General features: G+C 74.8%; 23 protein-coding genes and 1 tRNA gene. 15 read left to right on the forward strand and 9 right to left on the reverse strand.

Annotation, left to right across the window (positions count from 1 at the left end):
* Window positions 1-64 precede the first annotated feature (64 nt).
* Window positions 65-784, forward strand: coding sequence for an isoprenyl transferase (locus ACQZ2A_RS07945; RefSeq protein ID WP_430209568.1), 720 nt, complete (start codon window positions 65-67; stop codon window positions 782-784).
* A 7-nt stretch (window positions 785-791) separates the two neighbouring features.
* Here ACQZ2A_RS07945 and ACQZ2A_RS07950 read toward each other — a convergent pair whose 3' ends face one another.
* Genes ACQZ2A_RS07950 through ACQZ2A_RS07970 form a run of 5 tightly spaced genes read right to left on the reverse strand, consistent with a single transcriptional unit; the run spans window position 792 to window position 4,272 of the window.
* A complete protein-coding gene (locus ACQZ2A_RS07950; RefSeq protein WP_430209250.1) occupies window positions 792-1,202 on the reverse strand; it encodes a Fur family transcriptional regulator in 411 nt (136 codons plus the stop codon).
* Complete coding sequence (locus ACQZ2A_RS07955) at window positions 1,199-2,185, reverse strand: metal ABC transporter permease (RefSeq protein ID WP_430209253.1); 987 nt, start codon at window positions 2,183-2,185, stop codon at window positions 1,199-1,201. Before ACQZ2A_RS07955 ends, ACQZ2A_RS07950 begins: the two co-directional genes overlap by 4 nt.
* Entirely contained in the window at window positions 2,182-2,985 is an 804-nt protein-coding gene (locus ACQZ2A_RS07960; protein WP_430209256.1) for a metal ABC transporter ATP-binding protein, read from the reverse strand. Before ACQZ2A_RS07960 ends, ACQZ2A_RS07955 begins: the two co-directional genes overlap by 4 nt.
* The gene (locus tag ACQZ2A_RS07965) at window positions 2,982-3,932 is read right to left on the reverse strand and encodes a metal ABC transporter substrate-binding protein (RefSeq protein WP_430209259.1); all 951 of its coding nucleotides are present in this window, start codon (window positions 3,930-3,932) and stop codon (window positions 2,982-2,984) included. Before ACQZ2A_RS07965 ends, ACQZ2A_RS07960 begins: the two co-directional genes overlap by 4 nt.
* Before the next feature lie 55 nt (window positions 3,933-3,987).
* Complete coding sequence (locus ACQZ2A_RS07970) at window positions 3,988-4,272, reverse strand: DUF6703 family protein (protein WP_430209262.1); 285 nt, start codon at window positions 4,270-4,272, stop codon at window positions 3,988-3,990.
* Between the two features lie 72 nt (window positions 4,273-4,344).
* Here ACQZ2A_RS07970 and ACQZ2A_RS07975 point away from each other — a divergent pair, with 72 nt between their 5' ends.
* Complete coding sequence (locus ACQZ2A_RS07975; RefSeq protein WP_430209264.1) at window positions 4,345-5,751, forward strand: glycine--tRNA ligase; 1,407 nt, start codon at window positions 4,345-4,347, stop codon at window positions 5,749-5,751.
* 16 nt (window positions 5,752-5,767) lie between these two features.
* Here ACQZ2A_RS07975 and ACQZ2A_RS07980 read toward each other — a convergent pair whose 3' ends face one another.
* Window positions 5,768-8,035 carry a hypothetical protein gene (locus tag ACQZ2A_RS07980; protein WP_430209267.1) on the reverse strand — a complete coding sequence of 756 codons (2,268 nt, stop codon included), beginning with the start codon at window positions 8,033-8,035 and terminating at the stop codon, window positions 5,768-5,770.
* 49 nt (window positions 8,036-8,084) lie between these two features.
* Here ACQZ2A_RS07980 and ACQZ2A_RS07985 point away from each other — a divergent pair, with 49 nt between their 5' ends.
* Complete coding sequence (locus ACQZ2A_RS07985) at window positions 8,085-9,884, forward strand: hypothetical protein (RefSeq protein WP_430209269.1); 1,800 nt, start codon at window positions 8,085-8,087, stop codon at window positions 9,882-9,884.
* Window positions 9,885-9,896: 12 nt separating this feature from the next.
* Here the strand turns inward: ACQZ2A_RS07985 and ACQZ2A_RS07990 are convergent, their stop codons facing one another.
* Window positions 9,897-10,730, reverse strand: a complete 834-nt coding sequence (locus tag ACQZ2A_RS07990; protein WP_430209272.1) for a sulfurtransferase — start codon at window positions 10,728-10,730, stop codon at window positions 9,897-9,899.
* Window positions 10,731-10,786: 56 nt separating this feature from the next.
* On the opposite strand from ACQZ2A_RS07990, the gene ACQZ2A_RS07995 reads away from it, so the two are divergent.
* Together ACQZ2A_RS07995 and dusB are read left to right on the forward strand one after the other, a co-directional pair.
* Complete coding sequence (locus ACQZ2A_RS07995; protein WP_430209274.1) at window positions 10,787-11,515, forward strand: alpha/beta fold hydrolase; 729 nt, start codon at window positions 10,787-10,789, stop codon at window positions 11,513-11,515.
* 54 nt (window positions 11,516-11,569) lie between these two features.
* Window positions 11,570-12,781: a tRNA dihydrouridine synthase DusB gene (gene dusB, locus ACQZ2A_RS08000; RefSeq protein WP_430209277.1), complete on the forward strand. Its 1,212-nt coding sequence runs from the start codon at window positions 11,570-11,572 to the stop codon at window positions 12,779-12,781.
* Window positions 12,782-12,799: 18 nt separating this feature from the next.
* Here dusB and ACQZ2A_RS08005 read toward each other — a convergent pair whose 3' ends face one another.
* Window positions 12,800-12,985 (reverse strand): hypothetical protein, encoded by a 186-nt coding sequence (locus ACQZ2A_RS08005; RefSeq protein WP_430209280.1) that lies wholly within the window; start codon window positions 12,983-12,985, stop codon window positions 12,800-12,802.
* A 76-nt stretch (window positions 12,986-13,061) separates the two neighbouring features.
* Window positions 13,062-13,868, reverse strand: coding sequence for a UbiA family prenyltransferase (locus ACQZ2A_RS08010; RefSeq protein WP_430209282.1), 807 nt, complete (start codon window positions 13,866-13,868; stop codon window positions 13,062-13,064).
* A gap of 97 nt (window positions 13,869-13,965) precedes the next feature.
* Here ACQZ2A_RS08010 and ACQZ2A_RS08015 point away from each other — a divergent pair, with 97 nt between their 5' ends.
* The 10 genes from ACQZ2A_RS08015 (at window position 13,966) to ACQZ2A_RS08060 (ending at window position 24,358) form a co-directional block, all read left to right on the forward strand.
* Window positions 13,966-15,033 carry a type III polyketide synthase gene (locus ACQZ2A_RS08015; RefSeq protein WP_430209285.1) on the forward strand — a complete coding sequence of 356 codons (1,068 nt, stop codon included), beginning with the start codon at window positions 13,966-13,968 and terminating at the stop codon, window positions 15,031-15,033.
* On the forward strand, window positions 15,030-15,566 hold the full coding sequence (locus tag ACQZ2A_RS08020; RefSeq protein WP_430209287.1) for an isoprenylcysteine carboxyl methyltransferase family protein: 537 nt from the start codon (window positions 15,030-15,032) through the stop codon (window positions 15,564-15,566). Before ACQZ2A_RS08015 ends, ACQZ2A_RS08020 begins: the two co-directional genes overlap by 4 nt.
* Complete coding sequence (locus ACQZ2A_RS08025) at window positions 15,563-16,645, forward strand: NAD(P)/FAD-dependent oxidoreductase (RefSeq protein ID WP_430209290.1); 1,083 nt, start codon at window positions 15,563-15,565, stop codon at window positions 16,643-16,645. The genes ACQZ2A_RS08020 and ACQZ2A_RS08025 overlap by 4 nt, the downstream gene beginning before the upstream one ends.
* Window positions 16,646-16,650: 5 nt before the next feature.
* Complete coding sequence (locus tag ACQZ2A_RS08030; protein ID WP_430209293.1) at window positions 16,651-17,319, forward strand: YdeI/OmpD-associated family protein; 669 nt, start codon at window positions 16,651-16,653, stop codon at window positions 17,317-17,319.
* 10 nt (window positions 17,320-17,329) lie between these two features.
* Window positions 17,330-18,562: a deoxyguanosinetriphosphate triphosphohydrolase gene (locus ACQZ2A_RS08035; protein WP_430209296.1), complete on the forward strand. Its 1,233-nt coding sequence runs from the start codon at window positions 17,330-17,332 to the stop codon at window positions 18,560-18,562.
* A 63-nt stretch (window positions 18,563-18,625) separates the two neighbouring features.
* Window positions 18,626-20,563 (forward strand): DNA primase, encoded by a 1,938-nt coding sequence (gene dnaG / locus ACQZ2A_RS08040; RefSeq protein ID WP_430209298.1) that lies wholly within the window; start codon window positions 18,626-18,628, stop codon window positions 20,561-20,563.
* Entirely contained in the window at window positions 20,560-21,090 is a 531-nt protein-coding gene (locus tag ACQZ2A_RS08045; protein ID WP_430209301.1) for a hypothetical protein, read from the forward strand. The genes dnaG and ACQZ2A_RS08045 overlap by 4 nt, the downstream gene beginning before the upstream one ends.
* 92 nt (window positions 21,091-21,182) lie before the next feature.
* A tRNA-Asn gene (locus ACQZ2A_RS08050) sits at window positions 21,183-21,255 on the forward strand.
* 1,252 nt (window positions 21,256-22,507) lie between these two features.
* Window positions 22,508-23,884, forward strand: a complete 1,377-nt coding sequence (locus ACQZ2A_RS08055) for a GmrSD restriction endonuclease domain-containing protein (RefSeq protein ID WP_430209304.1) — start codon at window positions 22,508-22,510, stop codon at window positions 23,882-23,884.
* Between the two features lie 276 nt (window positions 23,885-24,160).
* Window positions 24,161-24,358: an excisionase family DNA-binding protein gene (locus ACQZ2A_RS08060; protein WP_430209307.1), complete on the forward strand. Its 198-nt coding sequence runs from the start codon at window positions 24,161-24,163 to the stop codon at window positions 24,356-24,358.
* Window positions 24,359-24,902: the final 544 nt, after the last annotated feature.

A 24,902-nucleotide genomic window follows, 5' to 3' on the forward strand; every position in this document is an offset into this window, starting at 1 on the left:
CCGCTACGAGCTGCCCTTCCCGCACCCCAGCGGAGCCCTCGCCCCCGTCATCGACCCGCGCCGGATGCCCGCCCACGTCGCCGTCGTCATGGACGGCAACGGCCGGTGGGCCAACCAGCGCGGGCTCCCGCGGACCAAGGGCCACGAGGCCGGCGAGGCCGCCCTGCTCGACGTCGTCGCCGGCGCCATCGAGGTCGGGGTCACCCACCTGTCGGCGTACGCGTTCAGCACCGAGAACTGGAAGCGCAGCCCCGACGAGGTGCGCTTCCTCATGGGATTCAACCGCGACGTCATCCGCCGCCGCCGCGACCAGCTGCACGCCTGGGGTGTGCGGATGCGCTGGGTCGGCCGGCGCCCGCGGCTCTGGGGTTCGGTCATCAAGGAGCTCGAGACCGCGCAGGAGATGACGCGCGACAACACCGGCCTGACGCTCTACTTCTGCGTCAACTACGGCGGGCGGGCCGAGATCGGCGATGCCACCCGCCGCATCGCCGAGGACGTCGCGCGCGGCCGGCTCAAGGCCTCGAGCGTCGACGAGCGCACGGTCGCGCGCTACCTGCCCGAGCCGGACATGCCCGACGTCGACCTCTTCGTGCGCTCCTCCGGCGAGCAGCGCACGAGCAACTTCCTCCTGTGGCAGAGCGCCTATGCCGAGATGGTCTTCCAGGACCGGCTCTGGCCCGACTACGACCGCCGCGACCTCTGGGCCGCGATCGAGTCCTACGTCGACCGCGAGCGCCGTTACGGCGGGGCCGTCGACGCCCCGGGCGCCGCGCCGGCCTGACCGCGGCTCAGGACCGCCGGGCGCACTCGGCGCACAGGCCGTCGATCTCGACGGTGTGCCGGACCGCGGTGAAGCCGTGCTCGGCGGCGACCGCCTCGGCCCACCGCTCGACGGCGTCACCGGTCACCTCGACGGCCAGCCCGCACGAACGGCACACCACGTGGTGGTGGTGGTCGTCGGTGGCGCACGAGCGGTAGACGGCCTCGCCGTCGGCGGTGCGGATGACGTCGAGCTCGCCGTCGGCGGCCATCGCCTGGAGGTTGCGGTAGACCGTCGCGAGCCCCACGCGCGTGCCGCGCCCGGCGAGGTCGGCGTGGATCTCCTGGGCCGACCGGAACTCCGCGCTGCCCGAGAGCGCGTGCGTGATGGCCGTGCGCTGGCGGGTCGGGCGGCGGTCGGTGCTCATCTCGTCGGTCATCGGGTCCCCACCTCCTCGTGGTGTCCGTGCTCGTCGTAGTGGCCCTCGTGGGCGGCGTGGCGGTGGCCGTCGTGGAGGTAGTCGACGTGGTCGCCGTGCTCGACGGCATCGTGGCCGCAGCCGGTCCCGTGCTCGTGGTCGTGCCGCTCGGCGTACCGGTGGGCCGCCCGTCGGGCCCGGCCCACCAGCGCCGTGGCGACGGTGACGGCGAGGAAGAGGCCGATGGCGACGAGGACGATGGTGCCGCCCGACGGCGTGCCGGCCTGGTAGGACAGCGCGACCCCGCCGACGCTGGAGACGACGCCCACCAGCACGGCCCACCGCACGGTCGCGCCGAAGCTGCGGGCCAGCAGCTGGGCGGTGGCGTTGGGCACGATCATCAGGGCGCTGATGAGCAGCAGCCCGACGATGCGCATCGAGACGACCACCGTGACGGCCGTGAGGACCGCCAGGACGAGGTTGTAGGCCAGCACCGGCAGGCCGGCCGAGCGCGCGTACTCCTCGTCGTTGGCGACCGCGAAGAAGCGCGGGCGCAGCACCGTCGTCACGACGAGGACGGCCACGGTGAGGGCCGCGAGCAGCACCAGGTCGCCGGCGCTGGTGGTGAGGATCGCGCCGAACAGGTAGGCGGTGAGGTTCGAGGGGTTGCTCGCCGAGGACCGGGCGATGAGCACGACGCCGAGCGCGATGCCTCCGTAGAACATCACGGCCAGCGCGACGTCCCCGCTGGTGCGGCCGCTCGCGCGGATCAGCTCGATGGCCACACCGGCCGCGACCGCGGCGACGAGCGCGGTGAGCACCGGCTGCTGGCCGGTGAGGATGCCGACGGCGACCCCGGCGAGGGCGACGTGCCCCATCCCGTCGCCGATCAGGGACATCCGGCGCTGGACGAGGAAGGTGCCGACCAGCGGTGCCGCGACACCGGCGAGCAGCGCGGCGAGGAAGGCCTGCCGCATGAAGTCGAGGGCGAGCATCTCGCTCACGGGTGCACCTCCCGCGGGGCGTCGAAGGGGCCGCCGACCGGCGCGGGCCGGGCCGGGCCGTGGTCGTCGTGGTGGTGGGCGCCGCCCGGGGCGTGGTCGGCGAGATGGGCCGCGTACGCCACGGGGGTGCCGTCGAAGTCGACGTGGCCGTCGTCGAGGCACACGATGCGGGTGACGACGTCGTGCAGCGCGTCGAGCTCGTGGGTGACGACGAGCATCGAGGTGCCGTCGGCGGCCAGCCGGCGCAGGGTCTCGGCGAGTGCGGCCTGGCTGGCGCGGTCGACCCCGGCGGTCGGCTCGTCCATGACGAGCAGGTCCGGCCGGCCGGCCAGGGCCCGCGCGATGAGGACGCGGCGCTGCTGGCCCCCCGAGAGCGAGGCCACCTCCTCGTCGGCGCGGTCGGCGAGCCCGACGGCGGCGATCGAGGCGGCCACCACCTCGCGGTCGGTGCGACCGGCCGGCCTCCACCACGGCCGGTGCGCCAGCCGCCCGACGGCGACGATCTCGGTGACGGTGGCGCGCACGGCGCTCGAGAGCGAGTGGCGCTGCGGCACGTAGCCGATGCGCGTGTGCTCGTGGAGCTGCGCGCGCGGCACACCGAGCAGGCGGACCTCGCCCCCCTGGTGCTCGCTGAGGCCGAGCAGCCCGCGGACGAGGGTCGACTTGCCGGAGCCGTTGGGTCCGAGCAGCGCGACGACCTCGCCGGGGCGCACGACGAGGTCGACGCCGGAGACGACCGTGCGGTCGGCGTACCCGAAGGCCGCCGACCGCAGGTCGATGAGGGGGGCTGCGTCGCTCATCGACACTGCTGCCCCTTCTCGAGCGTCGCGAGGTTGCTGCGCATCACCTCAAGGTAGTCCGTGCCCTTCGAGGTCTTCGTGATCCCCTCGATCGGGTCGAGCACCTCGACGGTGGCGCCGGTCTCCCGGGCGAGGGTCTCGGCGAGGGCGGGGGAGACGAGGGTCTCCGCGTAGACGGTCTTGACGCCGTGCTCCTCGACGTGCGCGGCGAGGTCGCGGAGGGTGGCGGCATCGGGCTCGGCGTCGGGGGAGATGCCGGCGATGCCCTCCTGCGAGAGCCCGTAGCGCTGCGCCAGGTAGCCGAAGGCGGCGTGCCCGGTGACCAGCTCCTTGCTGGTGCACTGTGCGAGACCCGTGCGGAACTCGCCGTCGAGGGTCTTCAGCTCCTCGACCACCTTCGTGGCGTTGGCGCGGTAGGTGGCGGCGTGCTCGGGGTCGGCGGTGGCGAAGCGCTCGCCGACCGCGGTGGCGACCTTCTCGAAGCGGACCGGGTCGAGCCAGAAGTGCGGGTCCCGCCCGCCCTCCTCGGCGTGCGCGTCGTGCTCCTCGGCGCTCTCGCCGGCGTGGTCGTGGCCGTCCTCGCTGGCGGTGAGGTCGAGGTCGGCGTCGGCGGAGACGTCGAAGCCGGCGTCCTTCGCCTGGCTCGCGACGGCGTCGTCGACGGCGGGCTGGAAGCCCTTGAGGTAGACGACGACGTCGGACTGGGCCAGCTCGCCCACGTCCTTGGGCGTCAGCTCGAGGTCGTGCGGCTCGGCGCCGGGCTTGGTGAGGGACCGGACGTCGACGAGGTCACCGCCGACCTGCTGGGAGACCCACTGGAGCGGGTAGAAGGCGGCCGAGACCTCGAGGGCGGCGTCGGACCCGGTGCCGCTCGACCCGGACCCGCTCCCGCAGCCGGCGAGGGCGAGCAGCGGGGTGACGGCCAGGGCGGTGAGGGCGCGCTTCATGGAAACGATTCTCATTCGAGATGAGAATCGTTGTCAAATCCGCTGGTGGCGGCGGTCAGGTGCGGGGGAAGACCTGGGTGAGGAGGACGGCGACCATCAGCCCGATGACCGCGAGCCGCATGAGCTTCTCGACCGGCGAGAGCCGGGGCCACGCGAGCGCGAGGATCCAGCCGAGGAGCAGGACGACGACGACGAGGAGCAGCCATCCCGGCGCGGGCAGCAGCACGCCCCCGACGACGAGCGCCAGGACGCCGAGGAAGGGGACGAAGCGCGGGAGACCGCTCAGCCAGGTGACGGCGGGCAGGCTGGCGCGCTCGAAGGACTCGCGAGGGCTCGACACGGTGGACCAGCCTACGGGGCCCGCGGGGAACCCGGTCGAGGCGGGCGGTGGGCCGCCGATAGCCTTGCGCCCATGGCAGCCCCCACCTCCGTCGTCGACACCGTCGTCTCCCTCTGCAAGCGCAGGGGCTTCGTCTTCCCGTGCGGTGAGATCTACGGGGGTACGCGCTCGGCGTGGGACTACGGGCCGCTGGGCGTCGAGCTCAAGGAGAACATCAAGCGCCAGTGGTGGCGCTCGATGGTGACCGGCCGCGACGACGTGGTCGGCCTGGACTCCTCGATCATCCTGCCCCGCCAGACCTGGGTCGCCAGCGGCCACGTCGGCGAGTTCACCGACCCGCTCACCGAGTGCCAGTCCTGTCACAAGCGCTTCCGCGTCGACCACATGCAGGAGGCCATCGCCGACAGGGAGGCCAAGAAGGGTAAGGAGGTCGACCCCGACTCGATCCCGCTCTCCGGCATCGCCTGCCCGAACTGCGGCACCCGCGGCCAGTGGACCGAGCCGCGCGAGTTCAACATGATGCTCAAGACGCACCTCGGCGTCATCGAGGACGAGTCCGGGCTGCACTACCTGCGCCCCGAGACCGCGCAGGGCATCTTCGTCAACTTCCTCAACGTCATGCAGGCCTCGCGCAAGAAGCCGCCGTTCGGCATCGGCCAGACCGGCAAGAGCTTCCGCAACGAGATCACGCCCGGCAACTTCATCTTCCGCACCCGCGAGTTCGAGCAGATGGAGATGGAGTTCTTCGTCAAGCCCGGCGAGGACGAGCAGTGGCACGAGTACTGGATCGAGGAGCGGATGCGCTGGTACACCGACCTCGGCATCGACCCCGAGAACCTGCGCGTCTACGAGCACCCGCAGGAGAAGCTCTCGCACTACTCGAAGCGCACCGTCGACATCGAGTACCGCTTCCGGTTCGCGGGCAGCGAGTGGGGCGAGCTAGAGGGCATCGCCAACCGCACCGACTTCGACCTCACGACGCACTCGCAGCACTCGGGCACCGATCTCGTCTACTTCGACCAGACGTCCGGCGAGAAGTACACGCCGTACGTCATCGAGCCCGCGGCCGGCCTGTCCCGCAGCCTGATGACCTTCCTCGTCGACGCCTACACCGAGGACGAGGCGCCGAACACCAAGGGCGGGGTCGACAAGCGCGTCGTGCTGAAGCTCGACCCCCGGCTCGCGCCGGTCAAGGCCGCGGTGCTCCCGCTCTCGCGCAACGCCGACCTGTCGCCGAAGGCCAAGGACCTCGCGGCGCGGCTGCGGCAGAGCTGGAACATCGAGTTCGACGACGCCGGCGCCATCGGCCGGCGCTACCGCCGCCAGGACGAGATCGGCACGCCGTTCTGCATCACCGTCGACTTCGACACCCTCGAGGACCAGGCGGTCACCATCCGCGAGCGGGACGCGATGACGCAGGAGCGTGTCGCCCTCGACCAGGTCGAGGGGTACCTGGCCCAGCGCCTGCTCGGCTGCTGAGCCGGCGGCGCCGGGGTCAGTCCTCGGCGCCGTACTGCGCCCACACGGCCTCGGCGTCGGGGACCCGCCCGGCGCGGTCGAGGGCCCGGGCCAGCGCGCCCGCCACCTGCACCTGCTCGTCGGCCAGGCCGGCGGCGCCGAGGTCGAGCAGCGCGCGGCGCAGCACCGGCTCGGCCTGCTCGAGCCGGTCGGCCTCGGCCAGGACGACCCCGGTCTCGGCGCGCAGGACGAGCTCGAAGTCGCCGCCGACGAGGGCCTCGGCCCGGGCCAGCCGCTCGAGGGCCTCGTCGGTGCGGCCGACGTCGGCGAGCACGTGCGCGCCCTCGCGGAGCACGTCGGGCTCGAGGACCTCGGGGTCGAAGGGCTCCTCGCCGTGCCGCTCCGGGGGCAGCACCGCGGCGAGCGCCTGCACCTCCGCGAGGACGGTGTCGAGGGCGGCCAGCCCGCCGTCGACGTCGCCGGAGGCGGCCCGGACCGCGGCCCGGGAGCGCAGGGCCTCGAGGAGCACCGGGAGGGTGCCGCTGTGCCGGGCCAGGGTGACGGCGGCGTCGAGGTCGTGGGCGGCGCCGACGAGGTCCTCGCCGTCCCACGCCGCGGTACCGGCCCGGTAGCGGGCGTGCGCGGCCTCCTCGGCGCGGCCGGCCGCCTCGAAGGCCTCGGCGGCGGTGTCGAAGGCCTCCCGCGCCCGGTCCCACGCCCCGAGCGCCAGGGCCGCGTTCCCGAGGGCCCAGGCGGTGGGACCGACGAGGGCGGGGACCTCGCGCGCGACGACGGGCAGCGCGGCGGCGAGCAGCTCGGCGGCCTCGACCGGCCGGCCCTGCTCGAGCCACGACAGCCCGAGGTGCCGCTGGGCGACGGCCAGGGCCACGGGGTCGCGCAGCCGGACGGCGAGGGCGAGGGCGTCGGCGGCGCGCGGCTCGAGCTCGGCCCAGGCGGCGCGGTCGACGACGAGGTCGCACCACGCGAAGAGCACCGCCATCCGGGTGCCGTCCGGGACGCCGCGCACCGCGGCGGCCCGCGCGTACAGGGCGTCGGCGGCCGCGAGGTCGCCGGAGGCGCGAGCGACGCGGGCCCGCAGGTCGAAGGCCTGCGACATCAGCACCGGGTGCCCGTCGGCGAGGTGCTCGCCCTCGTCGAGGAGCCGGTGTCCCGCAGCGGGATCCGTAGCGAATGCCGGGGTGGCGGCATCGAGCAGGCAGAGCGCGTGACGGTAGGGCTGGTGCAGCTCGCCGTAGGCCCGACCGGCCCGGACGAGCAGGTCGACGGCGTCGGCCGGCCGGACGGTCAGCGCGTACCAGCGCCGGCTCGCGGCGGCGGACTCGGCCCACCCCGCGGCGTCGAGCGCGTCCACCGCCGCGAGGGTCCGCTCGCGCGAGCGCCCCGTCTCGGGCGCGTCGGCCCCGAAGGCCGCCACCGCCTCCCGCACGTCGAGCACGGCGAGGTCGCAGCGCGCGTGGGCCGCACCCTCCGCGTCGTCGGCCCGCTCGGCCTCGGCGACGGCCTCGTCGAGGCGGATGCGCTCGCGGACGGCGTCGCGCAGCAGGTGCACGGAGCTGCGGTCGAGGAGGGCGGCGGCCGACCAGTGCTCCGGCGCGCTGAGCAGCGGCAGCGCGGCCTCGCGGGTCTCGAGCCAGCCGCGCAGGAGCCGCTCCAGGGCGGGGTCGAGGTCGCGGCGCCACCGGCGGGCCCGCTCGGCGATCTCGACGACCTCGTCGGCGTGCGCGGGTGGCCGCAGCCGGGAGCCGCTGCCGGGCGGCGGGGCGGGCATCCGGGTCGGGGGGAGCACGGGGTCGGGGGGGACCGAGCCGTCGTCGTGGGCCGCGGCGAGGGCGTCGGCGGCCCGCGTGCCGCCGGAGACCGCGTCGGCGTCGGATGCGAGCCGGTCGGCCAGGGCGCTCAGCTCGGCCTCGGCGGCCGCAGCGTCCCGGTGCCCCACCCGCTCCGGGCTCATCCCGAGCCGGCGCGCGTGCCGCAGGACCCAGGCCGCGGTGGCGGCCAGCCACATCCGGTCGGTGACCGAGCCCACCGTCCCGACCCGGTCGACCCGGGGCAGCAGCGCGTCGAGGGCGCGGTCGGTGTTGCCGAGGCGGACCAGCGCCCGCAGGCAGGCGGCCACCTCCTCGGCGGCGTCGTCGGAGTCGGCGACGCGCGGCCAGCACTGCCGGAAGGCGGCGACGGCGGCGTCGACCTCCCCGGCGAGGACGAGCGCCTCGACGTCCCGGCCGGTCGGCCCACCGTCCTCGCGGACGCGGTGGGCGGTGCGGACCTCGGGTGCCTCGCTCATGCCCTCGACTCAACCAGATCGGTGCGACGATGGCGCGAGGAGGTGGCCGATGGTGTCGGTGGAGCGGGCGGCGGCGCGGCCGGAGGCCGACTTCGTCGAGTTCGCCGGCGCGCACGAGGGCCCGGCGCTGCGCGTCGCCACCCTGGTCTGCGGGGACGCCGAGGCCGCCGAGACCGTCGTCCTCCAGGCGCTGGCCGCCGTGGCGGGCGACTGGGGCACCGCCCGCGAGGAGGGGCCGGCCGCCGCGCTGCGCGCCGAGGTGCACCGCCGGGCCGTGGCCGCCGCCCCGGCAGCCGCACCCCCCGAGGACCGACCCGGCCCGGTGCCCGAGGCGGACCGGTGGGCGCCGGGCGACCTGCTCACCGACCGGAAGGTGGCGGCGCTCGCGGCCCTCGCCGGGCTCTCCGCGCGCGAGCGGTCGGTCGCCGCCCTGCGCTGGCTCGAGGAGCGCCCCGACGCCGAGACGGCGCAGCTGACCAGGCTCGACGCTGCAGGCCTGCGGGACGCCGTGAATGCGGTGCGCGCCCGGCTCGCGCCCGCGCTCGGCATCGACACCGACGAGGACGACGACCCGCCCACCGACGACGAGGTCCGCGAGCTCCTCGAGCTCGTCACCGACGACCTGCCCGAGACCCCGCTGGCCGAGCGCGCCTGGGCGGCCGCGGCCGGCCGCCGCCGCACCGTGCGCCGGCGGGCCCTGCTCGGCACCGCCGCCGTGCTCGCCGGGGGCACCGCCGTCGTGGCCCTCACCGGGCGCGAGGAGCCGGCGCCGCAGCGCACCACACCGAGCCCGTCCGCGAGCCCCGGGGACGCCCGCCTCGAGGGGGTGGTCGTCGCGGGGGCGACCGTGCACCTCGCCCCGACACCCGACGAGGAGAACCGCCTCCCGCTCTACCCGGACGCCCGCCAGCTGGCCCTCCCCGAGCGGATGGGCCCCGGCACCGACCCCCTCGCGCTGCTGTCGCCGGCCGGCTCGCAGGCCTCGGTCCGGGCCGTCTACCTCGTCCGGGTCGGCGACGACCGCTACCAGCCGGCCGTGTTCCTGCCCCGCTACGACCCGGCGCCCCTGCTCGTCGCGATGGCCCCGCTGCGGGCCACCGCGGACGCCTCGGGCAACGGGATGCTCGCCCTCGGGCCGCGCACCATCGACGTCGACCGCCACCGGCTCGTCTTCGCCCAGCCGGGCGCGGTCGTCCTCCTCGAGGTCCGCAGCGCCCGCACGAAGCGCTTCCGGGTGCCGGACGACGCGCTGGCGACGGCCGGCTGGGCCGGCGACGGGCGCACGGTGGTCGCCACCAGCGCCACGAAGTCGTGGCTGGTCGACACCCGGAGCGGCGAGGTCGCCCAGACCGTCGTCCCCGTGAACGCCGGCTGGGCCGACCTCGCCGTCGCCGGGGACGGCGCCGTGGTGCGCGGGTACTCGGGGCGGGGGACCATCGTGGGGGTGGCCTCGCTCGACGGCCCGCAGATCGACCTGCACGGCCCGTCGATCTCGAACATCGAGGGCTGGGCCGCCCGCGCGGCCTACCTCGGCCCGATCGAGGCCACCGGCAACCGGGTGGAGGGCCTGGCCGCCGCCCAGCGCGACAACCGTCCCGTGCTGCGCGTGCTCGCGGCCACGAGCGGCCAGGGCACGATCCTCAACCCCTACCGGCCGCTCGGCTGGGGCCCACGCGACGTCGTCCTCCTGGAGTCGCGCAGCCTGAGCAGTGTCGGCCGTCCGGTGCTGCGCCTGCTCGCCTGGGACGTCATCGAGGCCCGCCTGTATCAGGTCGCCGAGCTCGACACCCCGGCCTACCCCGCGCCCGGCGCCTCGGACGACCTCTTCACCGGCGCCTGGGCGCTGTGAGGCGGGCCGGCCTCAGCCCGGCTCGGCGCCCGTGGCCACCGGTCGCGCGGGGTCCTCGACCCACTCGCTCCACGAGCCGACGTAGGGGATCGCGTCGATGCGGACCGTGTGCAGCGCCAGCGCCATCTGGGCGGCGGTGACGCCGCTGCCGCAGCTGGTGCCGACGGGGGTGTCGCGGTGCACCCCGGCCGCGGCCAGGCGCTCGCGCAGCCGCGCCGGCGGCAGGAAGGTGCCGTCGTCGGCGAGCAGCTCGGTCATCGGCAGGTTGACCGACCCCGGCACGTGGCCGGCGACGCGGTCGATCGGCTCGACCTCACCGCGGTAGCGCTCGGCGGCCCGGACGTCGAGCAGAACGCCGCTGCGCGTCATCGCCACCGCCCCGTCCGCGTCGAGCACCGGGACCGACCCGGGCCGGACGACGATGTCGCCGCGGGCCGGGGACGGCACCTCGACGGTCACCGGCAGGCCGGCCCGCTCCCACGCCGCGAGGCCGCCGTCGAGGACGCGGACCTGCGGGTGCCCGGCCCAGCGCAGCACCCACCAGGCGCGGGCCGCCGCGAGCGAGGTGCGCTGGTCGTACACGACGACCTCGTCGTCCTCGCCGACACCGCACGCGCGCAGCGCCTCCTCGAGCACCGCGGGGTCGGGCAGAGGGTGCCGCCCGGCGCGACCCGGCGGGCCGGCGAGCGCGGTGTCGAGGTCGAGGAACGGCGCGCCGGGCAGGTGGCCGGCGGCGTAGAGCTGCGCGCCGGGCGGGCCGAGGAGGGTGTACTGCACGTCGAGGACGCGCACGGCGCCGCGGGCGAGGTCGGCGGCGAGCTCGTCGGGCGTCGTCAGGGCGCTCATCCGGCCATCCAACCACCGGCGACCGGCGCCGCGGCCGGTGCGCGAGGATGGCGGGCGTGCCCCGTCGCGTCCGCCTCGTCCTCGTCCACGGTTCGCAGCTGAGCCGCGCGATGTGGGCGCGCTACCCGGCGCTGCTCGGCCCCGACGTCGACCTCGTCCTCCCGGACCTGCCGGCGCACGGCGCGCGCCGCGGCGAGCCCTTCACCTGGGAGGCCGCGCTCGCGACCCTCGACGAGGCCGTGGGCGAGGGTGGCGACCCGGTCGTCCTCGCCGGCCACAGTCTCGGTGGCTACCTCGTGATGGCCTGGGCCGCCCGGAACCCGCGGCGCCTCGCCGGCCTGGGGCTGCTCGGTGCCTCCGCGGTCCCCGCCGGCCCGGGCGCCGCGCTCTACCGCACGCTCGCCCGGGTGGAGCAGCGGCTGGGTCCGGACCGGATGGCCCGCGCCCTGGACCGGGAGCTCGACGCGCTGCTGCCCGCGCCGTTCGCGGCCCTGCTCAAGGAGGCCGGCTACGGCTTCGACGGCATCCCCGACGCGTGGGCGGGTGTCATGGGGGAGTGCCGGCCCGAGATGCTCTCCGACGTCTCCGCGCCGGTGCTGCTCGTCAACGGCCAGCTCGACCAGCTACGGGTCGACGCGCGCCGGTTCCGGCGGGCCGCCCGATCCGCACCGTGGGTGCACGTGGTCACGGTGCCGCGCGGGCTGCACGTCTTCCCGCTGACCCACCCGGCCGAGACCGTCGCGGCGCTCTGGGAGCTGGTGGCCGCCGCCCGCGGCCAGGCCTGAGCCGCCCCGCCGATTCACGCTCCGGCCACCTCTCGGGCGAGAATGGTCGGCGCCATGACCACCACCGCCACCACGTCCACCCCGGTGCTGCCGCCGCTGCACATCGGGCGCCACGTCGTCGAGTCGCCCGTCGTCCTCGCGCCGATGGCGGGCATCACCAACCGCGCCTTCCGCCGACTCTGCCGCGAGTACGGCGCGGCCGGCCTCGAGGCTGGCGGGGCATCCGGTGCGACGAGCCTGTACGTCGCCGAGATGGTCACCTCCCGCGCCCTCGTCGAGCGGACGCCGGAGACGATGCGGCTCATCTCGCACGGCCCCGAGGAGACGCCGCGCTCGGTGCAGCTGTACTCGGTCGACCCCGCCACGGCCGGCCTCGCCGCCCGGATGCTCGTCACCGAGGACCGCGCCGACCACATCGACCTCAACTTCGGGTGCCCGGTCCCCAAGGTCACCCGCAAGGGCGGTGGGGCGGCGCTGCCGTGGAAGACCGACCTGTTCCGCGGCATCGTCCGCGCGGTCGTGCGCGAGGCCGCGCCGTACGACGTCCCCGTGACCGTGAAGATGCGCGTCGGCATCGACGCCGAGCACGTCACCTACCTCGACGCCGGCCGGATCGCCGAGGCCGAGGGGGCCGCCGCCGTCGCCCTGCACGGGCGCACCGCGGCGCAGGCCTACTCGGGGCAGGCCGACTGGGAGGCCATCGCGCGCCTCAAGGAGGCCGTCACGAGCATCCCGGTGCTCGGCAACGGCGACATCTGGTCCGCCGAGGACGCCCTCGAGATGGTCCGCCGCACCGGCTGCGACGGCGTCGTCGTCGGGCGTGGGTGCCTCGGGCGGCCGTGGCTCTTCACCGACCTCGCGGCCGCGTTCGCCGGGTCCGGCGCCCGGGTCCGGCCCGGGCTGCGCGAGGTGACGTCGGTGCTGCGCCGGCACGCCGAGTACCTCGTCGACTTCTACGACGGCGACGAGCTGCGCGCCTGCCGCGACATCCGCAAGCACATCGCGTGGTACCTCAAGGGGTTCCCGGCGGGCTCGACGGTGCGCAACCAGCTGGCGCTCGTCGACTCGCTCGCCGCGCTCGACGACCTCGTCGCGACGATGGACCTCGACGCCCCCTGGCCGGGCGAGGCGTCGGAGGGCCCGCGCGGCCGGGCGGGTTCGCCCCGCGTGGTCGCCCTGCCCGAGAACTGGCTGCGCGGCCGTGAGCTCGACGACGCCCAGCGCGCGCAGGTGGCCCAGGCCGAGCTCAGCGTCTCCGGCGGCTGACCCCCGGACCGCCCGGGATCAGGCGCGGTCGCGCGGCTGGTGGTCGTCGCGGCCGAACACGCCCACCGCGATCCACGAGAGTGCCACCACGACCCCGCCGATCGCGGCGTACCCGCGGGGGGCGCCGCCGTCGAAGAGCGCGAAGCTGACGCCGAAGAGCATCGTGATGGCGAGGGCGACGAAGGCGAGGTACCGGCGGTTCATGCCCCGACCCTATGCGGGCGGCGGTCGGCGCCGGGTCCACCGGTCGGCGGACCCCGGTGTCCACCGCGCGGTCGGCTCAGGGCAGGAGCAGCCCGGTGAGGACGAGGGCGACCGCCCCCACCGTCAGCGGGAAGGCCCGCGCCACCGGCACCCGTCCGGTCGCGAGCGCGACGAGCCCGCCCGCGGCGAGCAGCGCGACGCCCACGGCACCCGGGCGCGAGGGGCCGACCACGAGGACGAGCGCGGCCGCGGCGACGAGCACCGGGACGAGCCGGAGCGAGCGGCGGGCCCCGAGCCGTTGGGGGAGCCCGTCGATGCCCACCGCCCGGTCGGTGTCCACGTCCGGGGCGGCGTTGGCCAGGTGGGCCGCGGTGCCGAGCAGCGCGGCGGCGAGGAGGAGGTCGACGCCGGGCCGGGTCGGGGTCGGGCCGGCGAGGAGGACGAAGGCGGGCAGCAGCCCGAAGGCGACGGCGTAGGGGAGCGGGCTGAGCACGGTGCGCTTGAGCCGCGTGTTGTACGCCCATCCGGCCGCGACCCCGACGAGGTGGAGCGAGCCCGCGAGCAGGCCCACCGCGAGGGAGGCCACGATGCACACGGCGGCGGCCAGGGCAGCCCCCACCCACAGGGCACGGGGCGAGACGGCACCGACGACGACCGGCTTCTCGCGGCGCGCGGCCACCCGGTCGACCTCGGCGTCGACCGCGTCGTTGGACCACCCGATGGAGAGCTGTCCGGTGAGCACCGCGAGCCCGACGGTGATCAAGGTTGACACCGGGAGGTCGGCACGCCCCGCGCCGAGCGCGACCGCGAAGGCCGTGACGGCTGCGGTCGGGAGGGGGTGGCAGGCGCGCACCAGCGCGGCCGCTGCTCGCGCGGTGGGCACGCACCCGACCGTACCGGCCGCCCACGGCATCGACGGCGGTGCGACCCGGACGCTCACCGCACGCGTGGGCGGCACCCCTCGCGGGTAGCGTCCGAACGTGTCCACCATCGCGTCCGCCCACGGGGTCCTTCCCGCGCACCAGTCCGCCCAGGCGGAGATCACGGCGATGGTGGGGGAGGTCCTGCTCGGCGGGACGGGTGTGAACATCGGTCTGCTGGAACGGGTCCACGCATCGTCACGCGTCGCGACCCGCCACTTCGCCCTGCCGCTGGAGTCCTACGCGGACCTCGGGGGCTTCACCGCGGCCAACGACGTGTTCATCGACGTCGGGCTCGACCTCGCGCGGGAGGCGGTGCTCGGGGCGCTCGCGAAGGCCGGGCTCGAGCCGTCCGACGTCGACCACGTGACGTCGGTGTCGGTCACCGGGGTCGCTGCGCCGAGCCTCGACGCCCGGCTCGTGCCGCTCATCGGGCTGCGGCCGGACGTGAAGCGGGTGCCCGTCTTCGGGCTCGGGTGCGTCGCCGGTGCCGCGGGCGTGGCCCGGGTGCACGACTACCTCCTCGGCCACCCCGACGACGTCGCCGTCCTCGTGTCGGTCGAGCTCTGCTCGCTGACCCTCCAGAAGGACGACACCTCCACGGCCAACCTCGTCGCCAGCGGGCTCTTCGGCGACGGCGCGGCGGCGGTGGTCATGGTCGGCGAGCGGCGGGCCGCGGCGATGGGGCTGACCGGCCCGCAGGTGCTCGACTCGCGCAGCCGGATGTACCCGGACACCGAGCGCGTCATGGGTTGGGAGATCGGCAGCGGCGGCTTCACCATCGTCCTGTCGGCCGAGGTCCCCGACGTCGTGCGCCGCCACCTGCGAGCCGACGTCGACGCCTTCCTCGCCGACCACGGCACGCGGATCGCGGACGTCGCCCGGCTGGTCGCCCACCCCGGTGGGCCCAAGGTCCTCGAGGCGATGGCCGCCGCGCTCGAGCGTCCCGACGCCGACCTCGGCGTCACGTGGGACCTGCTCTCCGAGCACGGCAACCTGTCCTCGGCCTCGGTGCTGCACGTCCTCCAGCGGACGATGGAGCGGCACGCCGGCGAGCCGGACGACCTCGGGCTGATGCTGGCGATGGGTCCTGGCTTCTGCCTCGAGCAGGTGCTGCTGCGGTGGTGACCGGAGCCACCGCCTCGCAGCTCGCGTACGTCGGGCTGGTGCTGCTCGTCGTGGTGGCGCGGCTCGTCGAGCTGCGCGTCGCGGCGCGCCATCTCGCGTGGAGCCGGGAGCGCGGCGGGGTCGAGCACGGCGCCGGCCACTACCCGGTGATGGTCGCGCTGCACACCCTGCTCCTGGTCGGCTGCGTCGTCGAGGTGCTCGTGGCGGACCGGCCGTTCCTGGGGTGGCTCGGCTGGCCGGCCCTCGCGGTCCTGCTGGCCGCCCACGTCCTGCGCTGGTGGTGCATCCGTAGCCTCGGCACCGCGTGGACGACCCGGGTGGTCGTCGTACCGGGGATGGAGGTCGTCACCCGCGGGCCGTACCGGTGGCTGCGCCATCCCAACTACGTCGCGGTGGTCGCCGAGGGTGTCGCCCTCCCGCTGGTGCACACCGCCTGGGTGACGGCGCTGCTCTTCACGCTCGCCAACGCGTGGCTCCTGCTGCGGGTGCGCATCCCGGTCGAGGAGCGGGCCCTGCGCGAGGCCGCGGCGTGAGCACCGGCGGTCGCTGCGACGTCCTCGTCGTCGGGGGCGGCCCGGTGGGCCTGGCGGCGGCGGTCGAGGCCCGGCTGGCGGGGCTGACCGCGACGGTCCTGGAGCCCCGGGAGGGTCCCGTGGACAAGGCCTGTGGCGAGGGGCTGATGCCCGGCGCCGTCACCGCGCTGGAGCGCCTCGGGGTGCGGCCGGCCGGCCGCCCCTTCGCGGGCATCGCGTACGTGGCGCCGGGCCGCTACGTCCGCGCGGACTTCGGGACCGGGCCCGGCCTCGGGGTGCGCCGGGTCGAGCTCTCCCGGGCGCTCGCCGACCGGGCCGAGGAGCTCGGGGTGCGGCGGGTCCGGGGGCGGGCCGAGGAGGTGGCGGTCGGTGCCGACGGCGTGCGCGCCGGGGGAGTGGAGGCCGCGTGGCTGCTCGCCGCCGACGGGCTGCACTCGCCGACCCGCCGGCTGCTGGGGCTCGACGCGCCGGGCCGGGGGCCGGAGCGGTACGGGCTGCGTCGCCACTTCGCGCTCGCGCCGTGGAGCGACGTCGTCGAGGTGCACTGGGCCGAGACCGCCGAGGCGTACGTGACACCCGTCGGGGACGACTGCGTCGGGGTCGCGGTCCTCGGCGGGCGCGGCGGGACGTTCGAGCAGCGACTCGCCGGCTTCCCCGCGCTCCTCGACCGGCTGGCCGGCGCCGAGCCGCTGTCGGCGACCCTCGGCGCGGGACCGTTGCGGCAGAGTGCGACCCGCAGGGTCCAGGGGCGCGTGCTGCTGGTCGGCGATGCCTCGGGCTACGTCGATGCGCTGACCGGCGAGGGCCTGGCGCTGGGGATGGCCGGCGCGCGGGCGGCCGTCGTCGCCATCGCCTCCGGCCGGCCGCAGGACTACGAGCACGCCTGGCGCCGCGTGGGGCGCCGGCACCGGGTGGCCACCGAGGCCCTGCTCGCGGCGGCCACGCGACCGTGGAGCCGACGCCTCGTCGTCCCCGCGGCGCAGCGGCTTCCGCGCGTCTTCGCGGGCGTCGTCGACCTGCTGGCCTCCGACGCGGGCCACGCGAGCGCTGACGGGCGTCGGTGGTCCTTGGCAGGATGACCCGGGTGAGCGCGACGATCGGCACCCCCGGCGGCACCCCCGAGCAGCCCGCCCTCTTCTTCGAGGACGCCGCGGAGTTCGGGCGGTGGCTCGCGGCGAACCACGCCAGGGCACCCGAGCTCTGGATGGGGCTGTGGAAGAAGGACTCCGGTCGCGGCGGCATCACGTGGGCCGAGGCCGTCCGCGAGGCGCTCTGCTGGGGCTGGATCGACAGCCGGGCCGAGCGCATCGACGAGCACGCCCGCCGCCAGCGATGGACCCCGCGCCGGAAGGGCAGCAACTGGAGCGCGGTCAACGTCACCGCCGTCGCGGAGCTCACCGCCGAGGGCCGCATGCAGCCGAGCGGCCTCGCCGCGTTCGCCGAGCGGCGCGAGGACCGCACCGGTGTGTACGCGTTCGAGAAGCCGGAGGCCGTGCTCACCGCGGAGCAGGAGGCGGTGCTGCGGGCCGATCCCGCGGCCGCCGCCTTCTGGGACGCCGCCACCAACGGCTACCGCAAGATCGTCACGCACTGGCTGCACGACGCCAAGCAGGAGGCCACCCGCGAGCGCCGGCTGGCGATGCTCGTCGAGGACTGCGCTGCCGGACGGCTCGTGAAGTTCCAGCGCTACGGCACACCGCCCTCCTGGGTCGCCCGCGCGGCCGCCGCCGCCGAGGCCGCGCGCGGGTCGTAGGCTCCACGGCGTGACGTACGCCGCGCGGGACCGGGAGCGCTGGGTGGCCGAGGACCCGGCCCAGAAGCGGTCCGACCGTGACGACTTCGCGCGCGACCGGGCCCGCGTCCTGCACTCCTCGGCGCTGCGTCGGCTCTCCGCGAAGACGCAGGTCGTCGCGCCGGCGTCGGACGACTTCGTCCGCAACCGCCTCACCCACTCCCTCGAGGTGGCCCAGATCGGCCGCGAGCTCGGGGCGGCCCTCGGCTGCAACGCCGACGTCGTCGACACCGCCTGCCTGGCGCACGACCTCGGTCATCCGCCGTTCGGGCACAACGGGGAGACCGCCCTCGACGCCGTCGCGGCCGGCATCGGCGGGTTCGAGGGGAACGCCCAGACGCTGCGCCTGCTGACCCGCCTCGAGGCCAAGCGCACCCACGCCGACGGCCGCCCTGCCGGGCTCAACCTCACCCGCGCCAGCCTCGACGCGTCGACGAAGTACCCGTGGCGACGCGGAGCCGCACCGTCCCCGACGACGAAGTTCGGTGTCTACGAGGACGACCTGCCTGTCTTCGACTGGGTCCGCGACGGCGCGCCGGAGGCCGGCCGCGCCTTCGAGGCCGAGGTGATGGACTGGTCCGACGACGTCGCCTACTCGGTGCACGACGTCGAGGACGCCATCGCCTCGGGCTGGCTCGACCCCCGGCGGCTGCGCGACCGTGCGGACGTCGAGGCGGTCCTCGAGGTCGCCGCCCGGGTCTACGAGCCCGGCCTCGGTGCCGACGCCCTCGGTGCCGCGCTCGAGCGCGTGCTCGCCTCGGGTGCCGTGCCCGCCGACCACGACGGCTCGCGCCGCGCGCTGGCCGCCCTCAAGGACATGACCTCGCGGCTCATCGGCCGGTTCGCCGTGGCCGTCGAGTCCGCCACCCGCGCCGCGCACGGCGACGGCGTGCTCGTCCGGCACGAGGCATCGCTCGTCGTCCCGGAGGAGGCGCGCGCCGAGACGGTGGTGCTCAAGGCGGTCGCCGCCCACTTCGTGATGCTCGCCGCCGAGCGGGTCGCCGTCTACGAGGCGCAGCGTGAGGTGGTCGCCGAGCTGGTCGCCGCCTACGAGGCCGACCCCGCGCGCCTAGACCGCGACCTGCGGGCCGACCACGACGCCGCCCCCGACGACGGCGCTGCGCTGCGGGTCGTGGTCGACCAGGTCGCCTCGCTCACCGACGTCCGGGCCCTCGAGCTGCACCGCCGGTGGTGCCGGCCCTGAGCACCGCCCCGCGCGCCGACGGACCCACGACCTAGACTCGGGCTCCACGGAGAGGGAGGTCGGGTGCCGGGTCGGATCAGGGCCGAGGACGTCGCGTCGGTCAAGGAGCGGTCGTCCATCGAGGACGTCGTGCGCGACCACGTCAGCCTCCGCCCCGCCGGCGTCGGCTCGCTCAAGGGCCTGTGCCCCTTCCACGACGAGAAGACCCCGAGCTTCACGGTCCGCCCCGCGGTCGGCAGCTACCACTGCTTCGGCTGCGGCGAGGGCGGCGACGTCATCAGCTTCGTCCAGAAGGTCGAGCACCTCACCTTCACCGAGTCCGTCGAGCGGCTCGCGGCCAAGGTCGGGATGGAGCTGCGCTACGAGGAGGGCGGCGGACCGCGCGAGGGCGGCACCTCGCTCGGGAAGCGCTCCCGCCTCCTCGAGGCGCACCGGACCGCCGAGGAGTACTACACCGGGCTGCTCCTCGACCGCACCCGGGCCGATGCCCGCACCGGCCGGGACTTCCTGCGCGAGCGGGGTTTCGACGGCACGGCCGTCGAGCGTTTCGGGGTCGGCTTCGCGCCGGCCGACGGCGACGCCCTCACCCGCCACCTGCTGCAGCGCGGCTTCACCGACGACGAGCTCGTCACCGGCGGCCTCTCCGGGCGTGGCAGCCGTGGCCTCTACGACCGCTTCCGCGGCCGGCTCGTCTGGCCGATCCGCGACACCACCGGCGACACCGTGGGCTTCGGCGCGCGCCGGCTCTTCGACGAGGACCGCATCGCCGCGAAGTACCTCAACACCTCCGAGACCCCCATCTACAAGAAGTCCACCGTCCTCTACGGGCTCGACCTCGCCAAGAAGGCGATCCGCGACGACCGCCGGGCCGTGGTGGTCGAGGGCTACACCGACGTGATGGCCGCCCACCTCTCCGGCGTCGAGGGCGCGGTCGCCACCTGCGGCACCGCCTTCGGCGTCGACCACATCAAGATCCTGCGGCGCATCATGCGCGACGAGGCCGACCAGGCGCCGGCCAAGGTCGTCTTCACCTTCGACGGCGACAAGGCCGGGCAGGCCGCCGCGATGAAGGCCTTCGGGCAGGACCAGCGCTGGGTCGCGCAGTCCTTCGTCGCCGTCGCCCCGGACGGGATGGACCCCTGCGAGCTCCGGCTGGCCAAGGGCGACGCCGCGGTGGCCGCCCTCGTCGACGACGCCGTGCCAATGTTCGAGTTCGCCGTGCGCACCACCATCCGTCGCTTCGACCTCGAGACCGCCGAGGGGCGGGTCCAGGCGATGAAGGCCGTCGCGCCGATCATCGGGTCGATCCGCGACACCAGCCTGCGGCCCGAGTACACGCGCACCGTCTCGGGGTGGCTCGGGCTGGAGGTCGAGCAGCTCGCCGACGCGGTGCGCACCGCGCCGAAGCTCACGCTGCCCGAGGAGCACGACCGCCGGCCCTCGGGCACCGACGAGGTCCCCGAGCCCGCTCCCGGCGACGCCCCCGCGATGCCTCCGCCCGACCTGCGCGACCCCGTCGTCGCGGCCGAGCGCCAGCTCCTCCAGGCCGTCATCCAGCACCCCTCGCAGTTCCCCGACGCCGTCCTCGACACCATCCCCCCGGAGGCCCTGACCGCGCCGGCGCACCGGGCCGTGCTCGACGGCATCCGCATCGCGACGGCCGGCGGCGCGCGGACCGCGTCGACGGCGGCCTGGGTCTCGGCGGTGGGGGAGGCGGCGCCGGTGACGGTGAAGGGACTGGTCGCCGAGCTGTCGGTGGCCCCCCTGCCGGTGCGCTACGACGCCTCCACCGGCCTCCCCCCGAAGCGCTACCTCGACAGCCTCGTCGTCGGTGTCCGCGACTCCCACCTGGGTCGGCGCATCGCCGACGCGATGGCCACCCTGCGGCGTGTGCAGAACGACCCCGACGCCGGCGCCGATGCGCTGCGCGAGCGCACCACCACCCTCCACGCGCTCGAGCTCGAGCGCGTCCGACTCCGACAGGAGGCCTCGAGCTCGTGAGGCTGAAGTGGACCGGGCTGCGCCGCCCGGCCGTCCCCGCCGACGTCGCCGCGGCCATCGCCCCCGATGGCGGGGAGCGGCTGCTGGCGTGGGCCACCGACGACACCGGCCGCACCCTCGTCGCAGGGCGGCACGGGGTCCACCTCGTGGGGCCGGGGGACGACGGCACGCCGGTCCTGCAGCGCTCGCGGCCGTGGCACCTCGTCGACTCCGGCACGTGGTCCGAGGGCGGCGTGCTGCGGCTCGTCTGGGTCGACGGCGAGGCACCGCTGCAGATCGTCCTCACCGAGCCGGGGATGCTGCCCGAGACCCTGCGCGAACGGGTGCAGGCCTCGGTCGTGCTCGCCGAGACCCTCGACCTCGGGCAGCGTCGCAGCGCCAAGGTCGTCGTCCGCCGCGACCTCGCGACGAACGGCCTGCTCAGCCAGGCGGTCCTCGGCCGGGGGACGAAGCCGGACGACCCGGGCGTCGCCGAGGGCGTGCGGGCCGGGCTGGCCCGCGTCCGCGAGCAGGTCGGCCTGGACTGACGGCGCACGGCGGGGCCGCCCCCCGATTTCTGCCGACGGGGCCGGTGTTGCTATCGTTGCGCGCGCTGCTGCGGCGATCCCGCGGCAGCCCTTCCCCTGTAGCTCAATTGGCAGAGCAGCCGACTGTTAATCGGCAGGTTGTTGGTTCGAGTCCAACCGGGGGAGCGCGCTCAAAGGGCCTCTGACCAGCGGAAACGCTGAACGGAGGCCCTTTCGCTTACCCGTTGCATCGGATATGCATCGTTTGCACGCCTGTGCAGAGTGCTTGCAGCGCAGCTGTGAGGCGCCGCTGGTCTCGGGTCGCAGGGTCCCCCCATCGTCGACGGCATGCACCGCGAAAGGCCCGACTGGCTGGACGCGGAGCGCCTCGACGACGGCATCACGCATCACTCCGTGGAACCTCGGCGTCCCGTTAGGGGTGATCGCCGAAGGCCCGAGCAACGTCTGTCGGAGCGCAACGCCGTGGGTGCCCGTCGAATGGCGGAGAGGCGATCACACGCCAGACTTGCAGCGTGAACACGCACCCGGCGCTGGACTGGCTGGCTCGGCGGCGAGCAGGCGAGTCGGCCGCGCTGATCGCGCACAGGGCAGGTGTGCCCGTCCAGAATGTGTGGAGAGCGACGCGCCCGTACGGGCCGTTCCCGCGCCCCACGCAGCGCCTGGGGCCCACGCAGCTCTCCGACGAGGCGTTGAGTGCGCGCGAGCGGCGGTGGGTGGACTCCCGTCGCCGCGGGGTGACGGTCACGGAGATTGCCGAGAGCGAGGGCTTGGCCCACCAGATCGTCAGTGCTGCGACCGTCGATCACGGCCCATTTCCCGCCCTCGAGGTCACCGAGGCCTGGGTGGAGGCGCGTCGGGCGGGTCAGACCCTGTCGCAGGTTGCGGAGGCGGCCGGGGTCAGGGAAGGGGTCGTGCGCGTCGCAACGAGGCCGTACGGGCCCTTCCACGCGGCCAAGGGGCCGAAGACCCCGGCGGGTCTGGAGACGGTCGAGAGCATCGCCCGTCGAGCGAAGGTCAGCGGACCCACCGCGCTCCAGTGGCACAAGGCGGGCCGCCTTCCACCGCCCGACTTCGTGACCGCTCGGGGCCGGCACGTCTGGCTACCCACGACCATCGACCGGTGGTTCGACAGTGACGACGGGCCCTCACACATGTGTGACCGATGCGGAGCGCGGTGCTGGTCCGTGAGTCGTCACGCTGCCCATGCGCACGCCCTCGACGCAGACACTGGGTCGTAGGAACTCCTCGAGCGCTGGAGCTCGCGGCTCGGTGAGCCGCCGGCGGCAACGGGCATCGGAGACCAGTGGCCACGTTGGTGAGCCGCCCCGGACGGGCGCGGTGACCGGCACCGTCCGCGCGTGTCGGCGGGACCGGCTACCGTTCCGGTTGAGACCGAGCAGGGCAGCGGGGGATGGACATGGGCAACAACGCACCGGCAGGGTGGTATCCAACCGAGGCGGGACAGCGGTACTGGGATGGCCAGCGATGGACCGAGCACGTTGTGCCGGCTCCGCCGGTCTACGTCTCGCCGGCACGACCCACCAGTTCGGCTGAGGGTCGCCGTCCGCAGCGCGCCACGCGCCGCATGGGTCCCGCCGCGTGGGCCGGGTGGGGCGGGCTCGCGTTCACGGCCGCGCTCGGCGCAGCGAGCTCCGGTCTGAGCGGCCTCTTCATCCTGACCAGCGTCTACGCCGTCCTGGTCGCGCTCGTCGGCCTGGCCCGTGGACACGTCTCCTGGGCACGTCTGCGTGGCCGCGCCCAGGCCGGAGCTGCGCTGGCTGGCGCGATCGTCCTCGCCGGAGTCGGTGGCGCCACCGCCGACACGTCACCACCCACCCCCTCCGCTGCTGGCCCGTCGGCTACCCCCTCGGCCACCGTGACCAGCACGGTGCCCACCCCCACGGCAACGGCCACGCCGACCCCTACACCCACGCCCAGCGCCACCAGCCCCTCTCCGTCACCGAGCCCCATGCCGGCCCAGACGAAGCCCGCCGCGGGTCGCGGCACCGCTCTCGCTGCGCTGGCCGCGCTCTCGGTGAAAGGCCGCGCACCGAAGACGAGCTACGACCGGTCGAACTTCGGGCAGGCGTGGGCCGACGTGGACGGCAACGGTTGCGACACCCGCAACGACATCCTGCGACGCGACCTGCGGAACTTCACCCTCAAGGCCGGCACCAACGGCTGCCTGGTCCTGTCCGGCGCCCTGCGCGAGCCCTATACCGGCAAGGACATGCGCTTCGTGCGCGGCCAAGGCACATCGTCCGCTGTCCAGATCGACCACGTCGTCGCCCTCTCCGACGCGTGGCAAAAGGGCGCTCAGAAGATGGATGCAACCACCAGAGCGCGCTTCGCCAACGACCCCTTGAACCTGCTCGCTGTTCACGGTCCGACCAACCAGTCCAAGAGCGACGGCGACGCCGCCACCTGGCTGCCTCCGAACAAGAGCTACCGCTGCGCCTACGTGGCGCGGCAGATCGCGGTTAAGGCGAAATACAAGCTCTGGGTCACCGCCGCCGAGCACGACGCCATCGAGCGGATCCTGACCACCTGCCCGACGCAGAAGCTGCCCAGCTCCAACGCGGTCGCCCTCGGTGGCGGGCGGGTGGTGACCCCACCCGCTCCCGCACCCAAGCCGAAGAAGACCACCCCGCCCCCGACCCGCGTAACCGACCCACGCTTCGACACTTGCAAGGCAGCCAACGCCGCCGGCTACGGGCCCTACTACTCCGGCAGAGACCCCGAGTACGACTGGTACCAGGACCGCGACCATGACGGAGTCGTCTGCGAGACCTGAGGTCGATGGAACGCTCGCGCACGCGCTAGGGGACTTGAGCACAGCCGCGCCTCACGCATGCGTTCGTCTTGGCCACGCCGACGCCAACTGACTGGGCGACGTGGACACCCATCTCACGACAGCGTGCCGCACCGCCCACTCGGCCAGGGATGACTCCCCGAAGGCTCGGCATTTCCCAGCGTGAGGACGTCGATTACGGTGCGTTGGCCCACAGCGGGCGGTTAGTGATGTCCACCCAATCCCGTGCGTGGCCATTCGGGGCATGGAGGTGATGACATGACGGTCATCGAGTACCGGCGACTTGAGTCCCTGGCAACGGCGGCCGACCGCACGGGTGTGAGTGTCAAGACTCTGCGTCGGCGAATCGCGGCGGGAGAGCTCGAGGCGTTCCGGAGCGGGCGCCTGATTCGGGTCGAGATCGATGCGGTCGACGCGCTCTTCGTGCCGATCCCCACCCTTGCAAGGATGCCCTGAGGGGCCGTCCGCCGAGGAGCGGCTCGACACTTGCATGACTAGGGGAGCGGGTTACGACACTGCCGACGCGAGTCGGGCTTGCGGGGTGTGACTAGCGTCGCTGACGTGATGCCGACAGAGCACATTGCTCTACGGGGCGGGTATGCGTGCTGCGACCGGCGAAGGAACGCACGTCGAACCATCGCTCATGCCGAACTGCGGGTGTCAGGATGCCGCTGGCCGTGAGTCGAGCGGGGCCGCTCCGACCAGCAGGCTGGGCTGCGGCGCTTTCCAGGGGCCATCCCATGCTTCGCCCATTTCAAATGCGCGGGCCGCGGTTTCCTGCGCTCGATCGCGCTGATCCTCTCCATCGCGGCATCATTCGGGTTGGCCGTAAGCATGGAGCTCAAGGCCCGTAGCTATGGTCTCTGATGGCGATCTGCAGCTCGTTTGACAGCTCATCCAGATTGGCCCCGTGGCGCCGGCGGGCTGGCGGTTCTGTCGTGGGCACCCGAGGATTCCGCTCTTGCCACGCCCCGCACGCTCGATCCCGTACGTGCGGCTC

Source organism: Phycicoccus avicenniae (genome assembly GCF_050496545.1).
Classification (GTDB): domain Bacteria; phylum Actinomycetota; class Actinomycetes; order Actinomycetales; family Dermatophilaceae; genus Phycicoccus; species Phycicoccus avicenniae_A.